Raw genomic sequence first — 14,083 nt, 5'->3', positions numbered from 1 at the left:
GGAAGTCATGCAGCGCCGTGATTTGGATACAGTTGCGCCTTCCGCATTTCGGTCCACCCTTAAGTCTCGCCTATCGGCCGACCTCCAACAAGAAGGCGTCCATGAGGCGCTCCATCTCGGCGCCAGGCGGTTGTGCGAGATCTTTGGCTTCAAGCAACTTGCACAGCAGCGGCACATCTAGGTCGAGCATTAGTTTGCCGACATCGCGTAGCGCGCCATGGGCCGCCCTCTTGGCCGGGTCACTGAAACCTTTAGGGGAAATGATCACTGCAGCGCCGCGCAACGCCTTAGCGTAAAGATATTTCTCGGTGATGTGTATTAGGTTCGCCCCGATCTTGTCCTTGTAGTTCTTGAACTCGAACAGGATGTGGCGTGTGCCGAAATGCTCGATAAGGGTGCGGCAAAACACGTCGCTACCCTCGATCTTCGCGCGTGCATCAAGTCGGCTGTCGTCACCAGCCACGGCCTCTTGGGTGCCCCAGTTCCCCAGCACGCCTTCGAACACATATTGCAGAGCCTCGTAGCAGACGTCCTCGAACAGTCGCCAGTTCACCCCCTCCCGCCCCGTGGACGGCAGTTTCTGCTTCAACGCTTTCCCTGGCTTGATCTCACTAAGTTCGGTTACCAGCACCGCGCCGCGAGCTGGCACTGGCGTGTCCGACGTCGGTGCCGGCGGGGTCACCTTCATATGTAGAGTAGATGGGATAAACGGCACTTTCGGTCGGGCGAGACCGGCGCTATCGAAATCGCGGAGCGCTGAAGACAACTCCTCGTCGACCCGGCCGATCTCTTCCTTCAACTCCGGGGTGATTGCGAGCTCGGCCAGATCGTCGATGCCGACTAGGATCACGCCATCGTCGATAGCGCCGGAGGGCCGGATCCAGTCGCGATAGAGGTTGGTAACCAGCATCGCATGATCGGCTTGGAAGACTACCTGCACATTGCGGACCTGTGCGATCGCCTTGCTCCCATCAGGTATGTAGCGTGAGCGACTGCGATAGAGCTTGACCTCAACAACTGTCTTTACGCCGTTATCCGCGGTAAGGAGCAGATCCGCCTCGACGTGGCGCCTGTCGTGTACATGCCTCACCTCCTGTTGAACGTCAAAGCCTTGCGCCCTGAAAACCCTAGCAACCAGATCAAGAAACTCGAACTCGCGATACCGGCTGGTCGGCCGTTGATTGCTCTCACCCAACGCACTTCCTCCAGTCCCACATCGTTTCACCTCGCCCACATCGTCCGCCACTAGAATGGAAGAGGGAACCTTGAGGCGCAAGGCAACAGCAGCGAAGCTGTCGCCGAAAGCTGAACTTCGCCACCTGAAATTCGGACGACGGGTTTGTCCCACGACCCGGCAAAGCGCGCTTGGCAAAGTCGACCCTTTGCAGACGCTCGGTAGCGAATTTTTCGTTCAGGGGACCGGTCCGACCGCTTTCTCATTTTTCAGGGCCACGGGTGGGAGACAAGAGGCCGATCTACTTCGGCTACCTAGATTGGCTACCTTCGCCTCGCACGAGCCGCCAACGGGGGATGCTGCGGACGTGGCCGCCGTTCACAACCAAAATCGATCATCGGAAGCTGTATAACGTTCAGCGCTTGGCGTGGCGCAGATGACTACCTGCGTCTGTTTCACCCGGCCCCGCGGACCTTTTCAAGCAGACGATCAAAAAACTCCGGCAGCGCTTCGTCGGGATCCAGGGAGTCAGAGACGATCGGCGAAACACCACGGCTCTCCAGCACTTCCTCCTGAACGACGTCCGGCCGGACCAAAAAGATGAACGATCCCGGCCGCCGCTTCGCGTAAGCAGTGCCGTCCCACGTACGCTTGAGCTTATAGAGGAGAAGGCGAAGGTTCAGATCCTTGAGGCTGTACCCAACGAACAGGATTGTGCGACCAAGCACGTCCGACCGAAGCTTCAGGTCGAGAGGTGATTCAAATTCCAGACGTTCGAAATAGTCCGATTCGGTCAGGACGAGCGAGTTGTCATCCGAAAAATCACCATGAAATTTGACGACATGGGTATGGTCCGGCTTTGCATCCGCGATATCGACCACCGAAGCGATCTTCGATACGTCGCGTCCGCGTAGCCGGAATGCGCGTTCGAGATTGGCGTCGTAGTTCGTCGTGTAGACGAGGGGAAATCCGAGATCGACGATCTGGCTGTGGACCTTCGAGGCGAGCAGTTTCTCGTCGGTTACGTTCCAACTCTTGTCCATCCAACTGCGTAGGTCCCCGATACTTCCCTTCCGTAGCTTGTAGAATTCTGCCACCTGTAGGTAGTCGGCGCCCGGTCCGACCAGAATAGCAGGATCGAAATCCAGCTCTGCAGCCATGTGTTCGATCAACTCTCCCCATGATGGAAGACCGAGCGGCCGAGACAAGCCAGCCCCTACGAAAAGGATCACCTTGCGATCCCGGATTTCGCGCGCAAGCATATCAAGCATCGGTCTTCACCCGTAGATGATCAGCAAACGCGTTTAGGGCGATCCTGCGCATCGATATTTCGTTCTTTCCGTCTCCCATCTCCGCGAAGGTCAGCTCATGTCCATCCGGAATGAATACGCAGTCCCACTGAAAGGAGCGATCACCACGTGGCGCCGATGCAACGGTTCCACGAATCTCGCCTTCGAAGTGATGGATACGCCTTCCGTCGCAGTAGCCGATCCAAGTTTTAGCTGTGAGGCCGCGCTTTTCCCCATTGCCGAACAGTTCGCAGAACCGATCGGCCTCTAGCGAATCCCAGAACGGTTGCGTTAGGCCACCAGGAAAGCCGTTTAACGCATCGATATAGAGGCATGTCTGCTCGACAAAGAGTCTGTGGCCGATGCGTTCAAAGGCACGGAGTACCTTGTCTCGCACGATTGCCTTCACGTCCCGGGTCTGGATCTCGTCAATCGCGACGCTGATCGGAATTACCTCGGCGCCGAGCGGCTCAAGGATATTTCTGGCCTCATTGATCTTGTGCCCGTTCTTCGAAAGAAATCTAATTCGCATCCCGCCTTCCACTTCGTTACGGCAGCGTTTATCGTCACATCTTATGTTAGTCGACCTTCACGTACATCTTAGGGGGACGCTGGTCCGGGAGACCGTACTCTTCCTTGCGGAGCGCAACGCTGTTTCGATCCCTGAGGCTATTCTCGCCGATGCGCGCTATGGCTGGCACGACTTCGCGACCTTTCTGAAGGCCTACGATCTCGTCACCTCTGTGGTGAAATCCGCCGCTGATCTAGAGGTGATCACAACCTCCTACCTTAAACGGTGCGCGGAGCTGGGCGGCGGCTATGTGGAATTTATGCTGTCGCCACCAGACCTTGCTCGCACTGGCGTTCCGTTTCCCGATCAGTTGAAGGCTCTTGCCGCCGCAGGTGACCGGGCTGCCGAAGAGTGGGGCGTCCGTTCGCGCCTCATCGCTACTGCCGTTCGCCATCTCGGGCCAAAGGCCGCTGTAGAGGCAGCACGTATGGCTACGTCAATTCAGTCGGACATGCTGGTGGGTTTCGGGCTCACCGGCGACGAGCATAAGCATGAAGTGGGCGAGTTCGCCGAGGCGTTCAACATCGCGCGGGGTGAGGGCCTGCGTGCCACGGCGCACGCCGGCGAACATCGCCCCGCCGACACGATAATAGAGGCAATCGAGCTTCTTGGCCTCGACCGCGTTGGACATGGCATCAGGGCCGTGGAGTCGCCAGACGTCATGAGGCAGCTGGCTGAAGCCCGGATGCCGCTCGAGGTTTGCCTCGGCAGCAACTTAGCCCTCGGGCTCTACCGATCGATCGCTGACCATCCCGTTGGGAGAATGGTCGATGCCGGCTGCACCATTGTGCTCGGCACCGACGATCCGGGTTTCTTCGGAACCAATCTGGCCAAAGAACACGCCCTCGCCATCGCAGCCGACCCACGTCTAGGAATAGAAGCGGTATCGACGAACGCGATCGCGGCAGCTTTCTGCGATGAACATACCAAGGCCTCACTCGCCCACATGCTCGAGAGCCGTCTGCGCAGCAACCAAGATATCCTAGTTGCCTAGACCTCCAACATGCGGCGATCGGTCAGCCCGACAAGCGTAGCCACCCTGTTATTTGGCAGAATGAAGGTTTGCTCGGTTACCGTGAAACGCTCGGCCACCGGAGTGTCGAACCAGCAAGACGCCTTCACGACGACAGGCTTTCGGCTTTCCTGACCGCCGTTGAAGAGCGTCCTAAAGGCGGGACTTTCTGGCAGGAGATCCGATCGCGGGAACCAGCGATCTGGTACGATAGGCGGACGGCGGAACCAGCGCATACCCTCGTGCGAATGGCAGACCAGCAAAGAAGGGAAACGATTCGTACCAAGCGCCTTTATCGCCGTTGCCGTCATGCTTGTCTGAAATCTGTCGGCCAGCATCTTCACAGATTCCAGGGTCAGCCGATCGAAATCGCCCGCGAGTGGCCTGAAAATGTATCCTGGAAGGAGCAAGTCGGAAGCGTAGGCATCCGCCTGGAGTTCTGCGGTGGGAGGCGTCCGCCTTCCGTCGCTAGTCTGCCTCCCGATATCTGCGCTGCGGCACTTCAGGCACAAACCTCTGTGCCGGTGCCAATGTCCGAGTTCATGCCCAATCGAGAAGCGCCGGCGCCGGAGCTTTGTCGCTGCGTCCACAGTGATGATCGCCCGCCCGTCCTGCCCTACGATCCGTGCTTCGCAAGACTTCAGGGGACGATACCTCACCTTCGCTCCCAGCGAGTGGGCGACGACCTCCACATCGATCTCTTCTGGTTCGGTGATCCCCAGCGCCTGGAGTGCCTTCTCTGCGGCATTGACTGAGGCGCTCATTCCTTTTCGGACGTCCTGTCCCGTTCCAACTCTGCCAGATCCTCTAGCAGCCCTTCTTCCTCGTCATCGCCGCCCTCCACGGCGTTGCGCGCTGCTAGAGTCATCTTCACGTCCGGATCATTCGCGGCCGCCCGGAGCTTCGCACGCATTCGGTCTGTATCGACATGAAGCGCGATCGGATTCCGACGCTCGCTATCGATCTGCGCCCTGATCGCGGCCAACCGGCTCTTTCGCAGCGCGAGTTCAGCACCATCGAGGCTTTTCAGCAGGGATTCCAGCGCGCCGGCTTCCTCCTGAACATCGTCGGCGAAGATTTCGTCGAGCATGAAGTCATCGATCAACGACATGCGATCCGCATCATTGCCGTTCATAGTCCCGATCCCTTCGGAAAGGCGCTTTGGAGCCGCCGCTTCAATTTCCTGCGTGCCGCAGCCAGACCCTTGGTATCCGTGCCCAGCAGTTCCTCCAACTCCTCACCCCGCATCTTGTCGCATATCCCTTCGACAAGGAGCTGGAGTTGCACGTCATCTTCTATGACCTTGCTGATTTCGGCCAGCATCGGCCCGTCGTCATGCAACGAGATGACGAGCGCCTCAGGAGACGGCGCAGGGTCCATCAAATCGGGCGAAGTCACGCCGTCCGGTGGCGGTCGAACCTCCCGTAACCCGCTCTTGGCCGCGTCGCACTCACTCGAAGCCAGGCTCTTGATTATGCCGGCGACCTCGCGAGCGAAACACGCATTCCGTCGAGCGTGGCGATCGCCGGATAGAAGGCGCGTCAATGCCTCTTGCTGTAAATCGTCAGCGGGCATCCCGCAGCGTGCCGAGAACCAGCGGGCGGCCTGGAATATGCGCGTGGCGTCGATCGCGGTGAGCTGGCGGATCATCGCCCGTACCTCATCCACCGACAGATATGTCGGTTCATCGTCATCGATCACTTCGGCATTCGTATGCACCGGCTCAGTCCCCCTTCAACGGCATAGGCGGGGCAACCTGAAAACTCGGACACGAGAAAAACATTGTCCGAATTCGCAGACCAGTCCGCCTTCAGTCATTGGAAGACGGAGTCGCGGTGCTGGCAAGCCTGAAATGAGGAGCCGGCCGAAATTGGAGCTAATGGCAATGACGAAGAGCTGGAAACACGACCGAGCGGCGGACCACATCAAGAAGAAGATCAAGGATGTCGAGACCGTCTCCATCGTCGATTATCGACGCGACATGTCGCTGGAGAGCATCCCCACGAACAAAGCCTATCGCGTCGATGGCGTCCATTTGTACGCAGACATCCTAAACCTTTCGGAGATGCTCAACGTAACGTCGGAGGAAGGCGTCACATGCCATCGCCGTACGCTTCGTTTCCTCAACCTTCACTATCGCGCGGTGCATCGCATTCTCGACCGCTGCGACGCGCGCCGGGTGGATTTTCACAACCAGCGGCTCCACTCTATCCTGACGAAACCCTACAACACCGAGACCGACGCGGAAGCCAAGCGCGTGCGTCGAGCAGTCGCCACGGCTCAGCTGATCATCGACGTCTTGCAGGAAACCGGCGATGCGGACGAGAAGATCGCCAGCGCGAAGGTGCGCGTCGGCATTGATACTGGTACCGCGCTGGCGGTAAACAACGGTCGGCGGGGCGGACGTGAACCGCTGTTCCTGGGTCTGCCCGCCAATCACGCGGCCAAGATGTCCGGCGGTGGAACGAAGGCGGGGATCTTCCTCACCAACGAGGCCCGTGAGGCCATCGGTCTCGACAGCGTGGACAAGCCAGCTGCGACTGCACTCACCGCCGAGGAAATCAAGGATTGCGAGAAGAAGGCCGCGCTCGGTGTATCGAAGGACCAGATCGTAGAGGAATGGGAGGACGATCTTGAAACGAACCCGGTTGGCGCATTTGAATTTTCCCGTCACACCCCGCCGCTGTGCACCCTCGACATCACCAAGTTAACACCCGGCAACTCACGTCGGCAGGAGGCAGCTTCGGTTTACGCTGACATCGACGGCTTCACCGCCTATGTTGCGGAACACATCGATGATGAAGCGGAGGACGTTGTGCGTGTCTTCCATGTCATCCGCGCAGAGCTGGACCGCGTCCTCACCTGCGACTTCGATGGTCGACGGATCCGGTTTATCGGGGATTGCCTGCACGGATTGCTGTGCGACGGGACCGTCCATATCACCGATGATCCGGAGACGATCAGCACAGCGACGTTGTGCGCTGGAGCCTTGCGATCAAGCTTTGAACTCTGTTTGGAGAAGCTGGACGACGAGGGCGTCGACACGGCGGGGCTGGGACTAGCCATTGGCTTCGAGTTTGGCCCGATGACCGTCACCCGCCTCGGCATGCGGGGCGATCGTGTGCGTTGCTCCGTCAGTCGCGGTGTCCTTGCATCCGAGCACGAGCAAACTCGTTGCGCCGGTGACGAGACCGCCATCGGGCCACTGGCCTATGACGCAGCGACCCAAGCGGTCCGCGATATCTTTGGCTCCAGGCGCAAGGTCAGCGGGCTCGATTACAACGAGGCCGTGGAAGCCTTGTCCGAAAAGGGTGACGGAACTGCCAAGGCCGTCAAGGCCGCAGCCTTCGCGGCAGCGGCTCCGGCTATCGCGGCGGCTTCCGACCGCATCGTACGTCCCTATGCGGAGGGTAAGTAACCGCCGTGGCGACAACGGATTCCATAGCCCTTCTGGCTGGCCGATTAACGGAGTTCGGAGCCACCGAACTCCTGCGCGAGACAGGGATAATCCGTATCTCCATCCCGATTCCTCTGAGTGATGGGCGCCAACCTGTTTTTATCCTGGATTTGTCGGTCTCAGGCACGTCCGCGACGGCCTGCGAGACGAAGCCAACGCATCTGCCTGCTTTCTGTCCAGACCGTCATATCAACGACGACGGTAGTTTCTGCCTGTACTGGCGGGCGATCGACGGCATCGAGATCGACTGTCCGGAGGCGGCGCGCGCATGGTTGGAGACGCTGGTTCGTTTTCTCCAGCTCCAGTTTCGCGCGGCACGTCTACGCCGCTGGCCTGACAGGAAAGCGCGCGCGCATGGCTCCGCAGTCCTCCACCAGAATCGTGCGGAAGCGGCTGCGGCCCGGCTGGGCGAGCCATTCGCGACAGATATGGCAGAGGGCGCCCTGACCGTGATCAGGAAGACAGGGAGCGCCGAGGGGACCGCCCTCAGAGTCATGAATGGACGAAAGCGACTATTCGCCGTGTGGGAACGCAGTCGCCGCGCGGTGAACCAGCGCGGCCGTTGCCTTTGTCCGGCGGGTTCAGGCACGCGTCCGAGCGTACTGAAATCCTGCGGTGATCACGCGCTGGCGGCGGCCGACCTCGCGGTGGAACTCAATGCAATGGCGGTCGCGGAAAAGCGCTTTTGGAAGGCCGTGAAGGGTTCGTCCTGCTGCGGTTCGATGGACAGCTGCCCTCTGGCCAAGGCCTCGTGACGTGCGGCGTGAGATATAACGGATGATTGTTGATTGTGGAGGTTTCGCAGATGACGGGATTGAGTGACCGGTTCGACCGGGCGGGCATTATCGACGCGCTGCTCCGCCAGCCTCTTATCCGTCGCGATCGGGCGTTGGCAGAGAAGTTCGCGGTTGTTGGGCGTCCCAAGGAACTGGCGGTCGGCGAAGTCCTTGTCGAACAAGGCGATTGGGCAAATGACCTCTTCTTCGTGCTTGCTGGTGAGTTCGAGGCTTTGGTGGGCGGCCAACGTAAGCAGTTGCGCACGGCGGGCGAGGCGGTTGGCGAACTGGCAGGCCTCAGTCCGTCCCGGCCCCGGACGGCTACATTGAAGGCTACGAAGCCGAGCTTCGTTCTGGCCATCGGCAACTCCGAACTCCAGGACATCGTCGGATCCGACGTGGAGTTCTGGAAGGCGACCGCCGATGCCGTCGCGGATCAGCTGGATCATCGCAACCGCGAGGTGGGGGCCGTGAACGAACATCCTCGCGTCTTCGTGATCTCCTCCAGTGAGGCCATCGAGGTGGCACGCGCGGTACGGAAGAATCTCGATGCCGACGACATGCATGTATATCTCTGGGATCAAGGCACCTTCGCCATCTCCGACTATCCTGTGAGCTCGCTCGAAGATGCCATCGAGCGGGCGGACTTCACCATCGCGGTGGCAAAAGCCGATGACGTTCTCGTCACCCGAAACGAGAGCCACAAGGTGCCGCGCGACAATGTGCATTTCGAGTATGGCATATCCGTGGGGCGGATCGGCAGGGAGCGTTCGTTTCTTCTCGTCGAGGCTGACTCGAAGGTGAAGCTTGCCTCCGATCTCGCCGGCCTTACCACCCTACGCTATCAGGGTGCTGACAAGGACAAGGTGGAACGTACGGTGGCCAAGGCTTGCGATCTCGCGCGCGAACGGATCGAATTCATCGGCGTCCGTTGCGACCGGAAAACATGTTGAAAAAATGTTCAGGCGGTTTCCAACGCCCCAGTTTGCTATTTTTTCCTGAGGTGCTGCGATATTTCTTATCGCTTAGCTACGCAGCATGTCGGCATTGGCACTTGGTGTTTTGGATTAGCGCGAAGCCAGAGCTCGACTTCAGCCCCTCAGCGGCAGCAATAGCCTAGGGATTTCTCCTAAGCCGACTGTCGCGAAAGTCCCAGATGTTGCCTTGTGAGCTTCTTTAGACTTTGATACTGGATCAGGGTGGCCCGGCCCACCTTCGCGGTTTCCAAGTCGCCCGACTGGATGATCTCGTATATGCGCGATCGGCTCAAGCCAGTGATGCGCACTGCCGTCGAAATCCCGACGGTCAACGGCTCGAGCTTCTTTTCCCATTCTCGCTTGATCATGCCCTTGCCTTCCTCGCGGGCGCGCATGAAGTTGCGGTCGCGTTCCAGGAATGCTGCCAGCTTCGCCGGGACAAGTCGGTTATGATAGTCGGCACTGCCGTCGACGATCAGAGCGCGAGCGTCGCCTGTCAGGGTTCCGGCGCCGGTGGTGGATATGCCTGCGATACCAGGAACATTTCGGTGGAGTGGTATGGCCAAACTGAGGTTGGCCCATCAGGGGAACGCTTTCCCCACGATCTTATTGCATCGGCGGAACTGCGCATCGCGAGGGCAACGATACAAAAGCTTGGTCATTGCATGTAAATACCAAGGAATTATATCATGCTGTATGAAACTGACGACTCATCGAGAGCGGGCCCTGGAGGTCGTCCGACACTGCGGCATCGCGCGGGGGCGTGATTTCGACGCGGCCGGCGTCACGCGGGCGACCCTGCAAAGGCTGCGTAACGAAGGCGTCCTCCAGCAGGTCGGCCGCGGCCTCTACAAGTTGGCCGATGCTGATGTCGACAGCGCGACGAGCCTGGCCGAGGCCGTGCGTATCCAGCCGCGCGGCGTCATCTGCCTGCTCTCGGCACTGCAATTTCACGAGCTGACCACGCAGACCCCCCGCGCGGTGTGGATGATGCTCGGCCAAAAAGAGTGGGCACCGGTCAATCCGTCGGTGGCGCTGAAGATTGTTCGCGCGAGCGGCGAAGCTCTGACAGCGGGCGTGGAGACACATGTCATCGACGGCGTTCCCGTGCCCATCACCGTACCGGCCAAAACCGTCGCCGACTGCTTCAAGCACCGCAACAAGATCGGTATCGACGTCGCGGTCGAGGCGCTGCGTGATTTCATGAAGTCTCCACCCCGGCCGGACCTCAATGCGATCTACCGTTATGCCCAGCTCGATCGGGTCCAATCGGTGATCCGGCCCTATCTCGAAGCCATGACATGAGCCGACCGCCGAAGAACATGGCGATCTCGGTGCGCGACCGGCTGGCGGGGCGCGCCCGCGAGCGCCGGGAAAACGCACAGCTGCTTATGACCCGCTACGTCATCGAACGCCTGCTGTTCCGCTTGAGCCTGTCGCCCCATCGCGAGCGGTTCGTGCTAAAGGGCGCGATGCTGTTCAGCCTGTGGGCAGAAGCCCCCTATCGCGCCACCGGCGACCTCGATCTGCTCGGCATCGGCGAGAACGCGCCCGAGCAGCTCGAGGCGGTGTTTCAGGAAATTCTTGGCGTCGCAGTCGATGACGACGGCATCGTGTTCCGGCCCGAAACCCTGCGCGCTGCCGCAGCCCGTGCCGAGGATGAATATGCCGGCGTCCGTATCGACTTCGTTGCCGAACTCGCGGGCGCGCGCCTGCCGATGCATGTCGATATCGGCTATGGTGACGCGATCACGCCGGCCGCGATCGAGATCGAGTATCCGTCGCTGCTAGGCCAACCCACCGCGTATCTTCGGGCTTATCCGCCTGAAACGGTCGTGGCTGAGAAATTCCAGGCAATGGTCGCACTCGGCATGCTGAACACGCGCCTGAAGGATTTCTACGACATCTGGGCGATCGCGGGATCGTTTGCGTTCGATGGCGCTGTGTTGTCGCGCGCCATCCAGGCGACCTTCGATCGCCGCCAAACCCCGTTGCCCGTCGAGACGCCCCCCGCGCTCAAGCCCGCCTTCGCCGACGAAAAGCAGGGCCAATGGACAGCGTTTCTGAGGCGGACCGAAATCGCGTTGGCGCCCGAACCGTTCGCGGCAATCCAGGGGCAAATCGCGTCGCTCGTGATGCCGCCGGTGCTGGCGCTCGGCCAAGGCACCGCCTTGGCCAGCGACTGGCCCATTGGCGGTCCCTGGAAGGACAGGTAACGCCATGTAGGTCGATAGCTCGGAATGCTCCCTATCTGTTCCATCTGAGATAGTAAGGCGGATGCGGACAATTCAAAACGGACCGGAGTTCCATCCCAACGATCGTCACGGCGCGTGAGGGCTCCGACACGCCGTTCGATATCAAGACACTTGCCGGGCTGCACTGGAAGACCGACGGTACCGCAGAGGGGAGTTACCGCCGCGTTCGCCTCAATAATGCGCAACCGTTAGGTTTTCGTGTCGCGCGGTTTTTAGGTTTTTATGCTGTCGAACTTTTAGGTTTTGTGTCGAACGGCCCGAATCCTGCTAACCAAATATCCGTCTAATCGACCGCATTCTCCCCCTCGACCGCGTTTTTCGCTCCATATTGGCAGAGTCTCGGCGCGCTGGAAAAGTCGCTGGCAAAGTTTGCGTACCCGCTTACCCGTCCAAAATTTGTAGATGTAATTCGGACAAAGCTCCAACCAACCCATGCCCAGCAGGACTCGAACCGCCTCGTCCATACACATCCAGCCTTTTCCACGAATCCAGATCGTGCTAATGATGTCCTTGGCGACTTCTCATGTCACTGATTTGACTGAGAAATCAACCGCTTAAGCGGCGTCCCAGAAAGCTCTTCTGAGTCCGTGTTCGTCTATCAACGTCCACGTTCGTCCAGCTATTTCCGACATGGCGCTGCGTTCCGACGCCGCCAGCCCCTCTTGTGATTTGTCAGAAATTCGCGTCATGTATCTGACAAACTAATTGTGGTTTGTCAGAATTGCGTATACACGCTTCTGACAAAGGAATTGCCATGCGCGGGCCGGGTCTCGATCTCAAAAGTGCCATAACGAGCCGGATGGTCTCCGGCGGCGTGCCTTCGGTCTGGACGCCGCAGGACTTTCTCGACCTCGGTTCTCGCGATGCCGTCGACCAAGTGCTCCATCGACTGACCCGCAACGGCGAAGTCCGCAGGATTGCCCGCGGGCTTTATGACAAGCCGAAACTCAACTCCCTCACGGGCAAGCCCACGAATCCCGATCCGCGCACTGTCATCGATGCGCTGGCTCGCCGGGACCAAGCCCGTATCCTCGTCGATGGCGTAACCGCAGCCAACGATCTAGGACTCTCCGATGCCGTCCCTGCTCGTATCGTCGTCCACACGGACGCGAGGTTGAAGCCCATCACGCTCGGCAACCTCAAGATCGATTTCAAAACCACTGCGCCAAGTCGGCTTCATTGGGCTGGGCGACCAGCGATGCGGGTCGTGCAGGCCCTGCATTGGTTGCACGACGCCGGGGGCGATACCGATCCGGATGTTGCCAAGCGTCTGCGCAACATCTTCGCCCACCCCGGTCACGGCGCCGACATCGTCAACGACCTTCAGACCGATATGCTGACGCTCCCGCTCTGGATGCAGAATCTCCTGCGCGATACGATGCCGGCTACCGCGTCAGCCAACCGTCCGAAGACCAAGCGAGCATGACAATGAATCCCGCTTACGCCCAGTTCCTCGCGGCCGACCCGACGGATCGACGGGATGTGTTTATCGGCGCCGGGCAGCGGCTCGGCACTGCGCCCCAGAATATCGAGAAGGATTTCTGGGTCTGCTGGACGCTCGATGCGCTTTTCAATGGTCCGGCGTCCCACGGCCCGCGCTTCCTGTTCAAAGGGGGCACGTCGCTGTCGAAGGGCTTCGGCCTGATTCAACGTTTCTCCGAAGACATCGACATCACAGTGTTTCGTGAAGACATCGGCCAAGATGCAAGCGTCGAGGCGCTGGAGGAGATGTCCGGTAAGAAGCGACAGGCAAAGCTCGACGCCATCAAGGCGGCATGCCAGGCCTTCATAGGCGGAGACCTGCTCGCCCAGCTTTCGAAGACCCTAGCCGATGCAGTTGGCGAGGGCATGGCAGGCGCGAAGGTCGAGCTCGATCGGGACGATGAAAGCGCCCAGAGCATTCTCCTTTGGTATCCAAGCGTGACCGCCGAGTCCGATGGCTACATCCGCAAAGCCGTCAAAATCGAATCCGGGGCCAAATCCGCTCTCGACCCTCATGCCCGCCACAGCGTCATTCCCTATCTCGCTAACGATCTGCCCGCCCTCGATCTGACGGTTGCCAACGTGACCATCGTCGATGCGGAACGCACCTTCTGGGACAAGGTCGTCATACTCCATGGCCTGCGCCGCTGGTTCGACGCCCGGCAGGTTCTGCGTGCGGGTGGCCAGCGCGTCTCGCGCCATTACTACGACGTGCACCAACTGATGATCGCCGGAACGGGCGCTTCAGCGATGGCTAACCCCGCGCTCGGCAGGGATTGCGTCGCACACGCCCGGATGTTCTTCAACAGCCGCGACCTTGATCTTGCCCATGCTGAGCCCGGTAGCTTCTCCCTGATGCCGACCGATGCGATGATCGCTGACCTTCGCCGCGACTATGGTGCCATGGCCGGCATGATCTTCGGCGATGTGCCCGACTTCGATGACGTTCTCGCAACCGTCGAAACGCTCCAGCGCTCGTTGAACGAACCGGCTGCATGATTACCACCTAGGGCATCGCTCATTGTCCGAAATTTGTGGGTGTATTTCGGACATGAGCAGCCGAATGCCAAAAGGACTCGAACCATCCCGT

At 59.7% G+C, this 14,083-nt stretch carries 15 protein-coding genes; 8 read left to right on the top strand and 7 right to left on the bottom strand.

Annotated features, from left to right (window positions below):
• Positions 1 to 70 precede the first annotated feature (70 nt).
• From BMY84_RS00160 to BMY84_RS00150, 3 genes are all read right to left on the bottom strand, one after another.
• Complete coding sequence (locus BMY84_RS00160; protein WP_177203849.1) at positions 71 to 1,195, bottom strand: restriction endonuclease; 1,125 nt, start codon at positions 1,193 to 1,195, stop codon at positions 71 to 73.
• Between the two features lie 434 nt (positions 1,196 to 1,629).
• Positions 1,630 to 2,445 carry an SIR2 family protein gene (locus BMY84_RS00155; protein ID WP_093079177.1) on the bottom strand — a complete coding sequence of 272 codons (816 nt, stop codon included), beginning with the start codon at positions 2,443 to 2,445 and terminating at the stop codon, positions 1,630 to 1,632.
• The gene (locus BMY84_RS00150) at positions 2,438 to 2,995 is read right to left on the bottom strand and encodes a non-canonical purine NTP pyrophosphatase (protein ID WP_093079174.1); all 558 of its coding nucleotides are present in this window, start codon (positions 2,993 to 2,995) and stop codon (positions 2,438 to 2,440) included. Before BMY84_RS00150 ends, BMY84_RS00155 begins: the two co-directional genes overlap by 8 nt.
• Before the next feature lie 43 nt (positions 2,996 to 3,038).
• Here BMY84_RS00150 and add point away from each other — a divergent pair, with 43 nt between their 5' ends.
• Positions 3,039 to 4,028 carry an adenosine deaminase gene (gene add, locus BMY84_RS00145; RefSeq protein WP_093079172.1) on the top strand — a complete coding sequence of 330 codons (990 nt, stop codon included), beginning with the start codon at positions 3,039 to 3,041 and terminating at the stop codon, positions 4,026 to 4,028.
• On the opposite strand, the gene BMY84_RS00140 is transcribed toward add, so the two are convergent.
• From BMY84_RS00140 to BMY84_RS00130, 3 genes are read right to left on the bottom strand one after another with little or no spacing between them, the layout of a single operon-like run.
• Complete coding sequence (locus tag BMY84_RS00140; protein WP_093079169.1) at positions 4,025 to 4,810, bottom strand: ImmA/IrrE family metallo-endopeptidase; 786 nt, start codon at positions 4,808 to 4,810, stop codon at positions 4,025 to 4,027. The two genes, add and BMY84_RS00140, sit on opposite strands and share 4 nt — an antisense overlap.
• Positions 4,807 to 5,181 (bottom strand): hypothetical protein, encoded by a 375-nt coding sequence (locus tag BMY84_RS00135; RefSeq protein ID WP_093079167.1) that lies wholly within the window; start codon positions 5,179 to 5,181, stop codon positions 4,807 to 4,809. Before BMY84_RS00135 ends, BMY84_RS00140 begins: the two co-directional genes overlap by 4 nt.
• Positions 5,178 to 5,747, bottom strand: a complete 570-nt coding sequence (locus tag BMY84_RS00130) for a hypothetical protein (RefSeq protein WP_143074951.1) — start codon at positions 5,745 to 5,747, stop codon at positions 5,178 to 5,180. The genes BMY84_RS00135 and BMY84_RS00130 overlap by 4 nt, the downstream gene beginning before the upstream one ends.
• 184 nt (positions 5,748 to 5,931) lie before the next feature.
• Between BMY84_RS00130 and BMY84_RS00125 the strand changes: the two genes are divergently transcribed.
• The 3 genes from BMY84_RS00125 to BMY84_RS00115 are packed head-to-tail and all read left to right on the top strand — an operon-like array spanning position 5,932 to position 9,232.
• Positions 5,932 to 7,464 (top strand): transcriptional regulator, encoded by a 1,533-nt coding sequence (locus tag BMY84_RS00125; protein ID WP_093081534.1) that lies wholly within the window; start codon positions 5,932 to 5,934, stop codon positions 7,462 to 7,464.
• 5 nt (positions 7,465 to 7,469) lie between these two features.
• Positions 7,470 to 8,258, top strand: coding sequence for an E2 domain-containing protein (locus BMY84_RS00120; RefSeq protein ID WP_093079163.1), 789 nt, complete (start codon positions 7,470 to 7,472; stop codon positions 8,256 to 8,258).
• A gap of 50 nt (positions 8,259 to 8,308) precedes the next feature.
• Complete coding sequence (locus BMY84_RS00115) at positions 8,309 to 9,232, top strand: TIR domain-containing protein (protein WP_143074950.1); 924 nt, start codon at positions 8,309 to 8,311, stop codon at positions 9,230 to 9,232.
• Positions 9,233 to 9,408: 176 nt separating this feature from the next.
• Here BMY84_RS00115 and BMY84_RS30780 read toward each other — a convergent pair whose 3' ends face one another.
• On the bottom strand, positions 9,409 to 9,822 hold the full coding sequence (locus BMY84_RS30780; protein WP_371262386.1) for a hypothetical protein: 414 nt from the start codon (positions 9,820 to 9,822) through the stop codon (positions 9,409 to 9,411).
• Positions 9,823 to 9,952: 130 nt separating this feature from the next.
• Here BMY84_RS30780 and BMY84_RS00105 point away from each other — a divergent pair, with 130 nt between their 5' ends.
• The 4 genes from BMY84_RS00105 (at position 9,953) to BMY84_RS00090 (ending at position 13,992) form a co-directional block, all read left to right on the top strand.
• The gene (locus BMY84_RS00105; protein WP_093079158.1) at positions 9,953 to 10,561 is read left to right on the top strand and encodes a type IV toxin-antitoxin system AbiEi family antitoxin domain-containing protein; all 609 of its coding nucleotides are present in this window, start codon (positions 9,953 to 9,955) and stop codon (positions 10,559 to 10,561) included.
• Entirely contained in the window at positions 10,558 to 11,472 is a 915-nt protein-coding gene (locus tag BMY84_RS00100; protein WP_093079155.1) for a nucleotidyl transferase AbiEii/AbiGii toxin family protein, read from the top strand. The genes BMY84_RS00105 and BMY84_RS00100 overlap by 4 nt, the downstream gene beginning before the upstream one ends.
• A gap of 793 nt (positions 11,473 to 12,265) precedes the next feature.
• Positions 12,266 to 12,937, top strand: coding sequence for a DUF6088 family protein (locus tag BMY84_RS00095; protein WP_007682943.1), 672 nt, complete (start codon positions 12,266 to 12,268; stop codon positions 12,935 to 12,937).
• The gene (locus BMY84_RS00090) at positions 12,934 to 13,992 is read left to right on the top strand and encodes a nucleotidyl transferase AbiEii/AbiGii toxin family protein (RefSeq protein WP_256214978.1); all 1,059 of its coding nucleotides are present in this window, start codon (positions 12,934 to 12,936) and stop codon (positions 13,990 to 13,992) included. Before BMY84_RS00095 ends, BMY84_RS00090 begins: the two co-directional genes overlap by 4 nt.
• The last annotated feature ends 91 nt before the right edge of the window (positions 13,993 to 14,083 follow it).

The sequence above is a fragment of the Sphingobium sp. AP50 genome (assembly GCF_900109095.1).
Lineage (GTDB): Bacteria > Pseudomonadota > Alphaproteobacteria > Sphingomonadales > Sphingomonadaceae > Sphingobium.
This window is presented reverse-complemented; position numbering and strand designations above follow the sequence as displayed.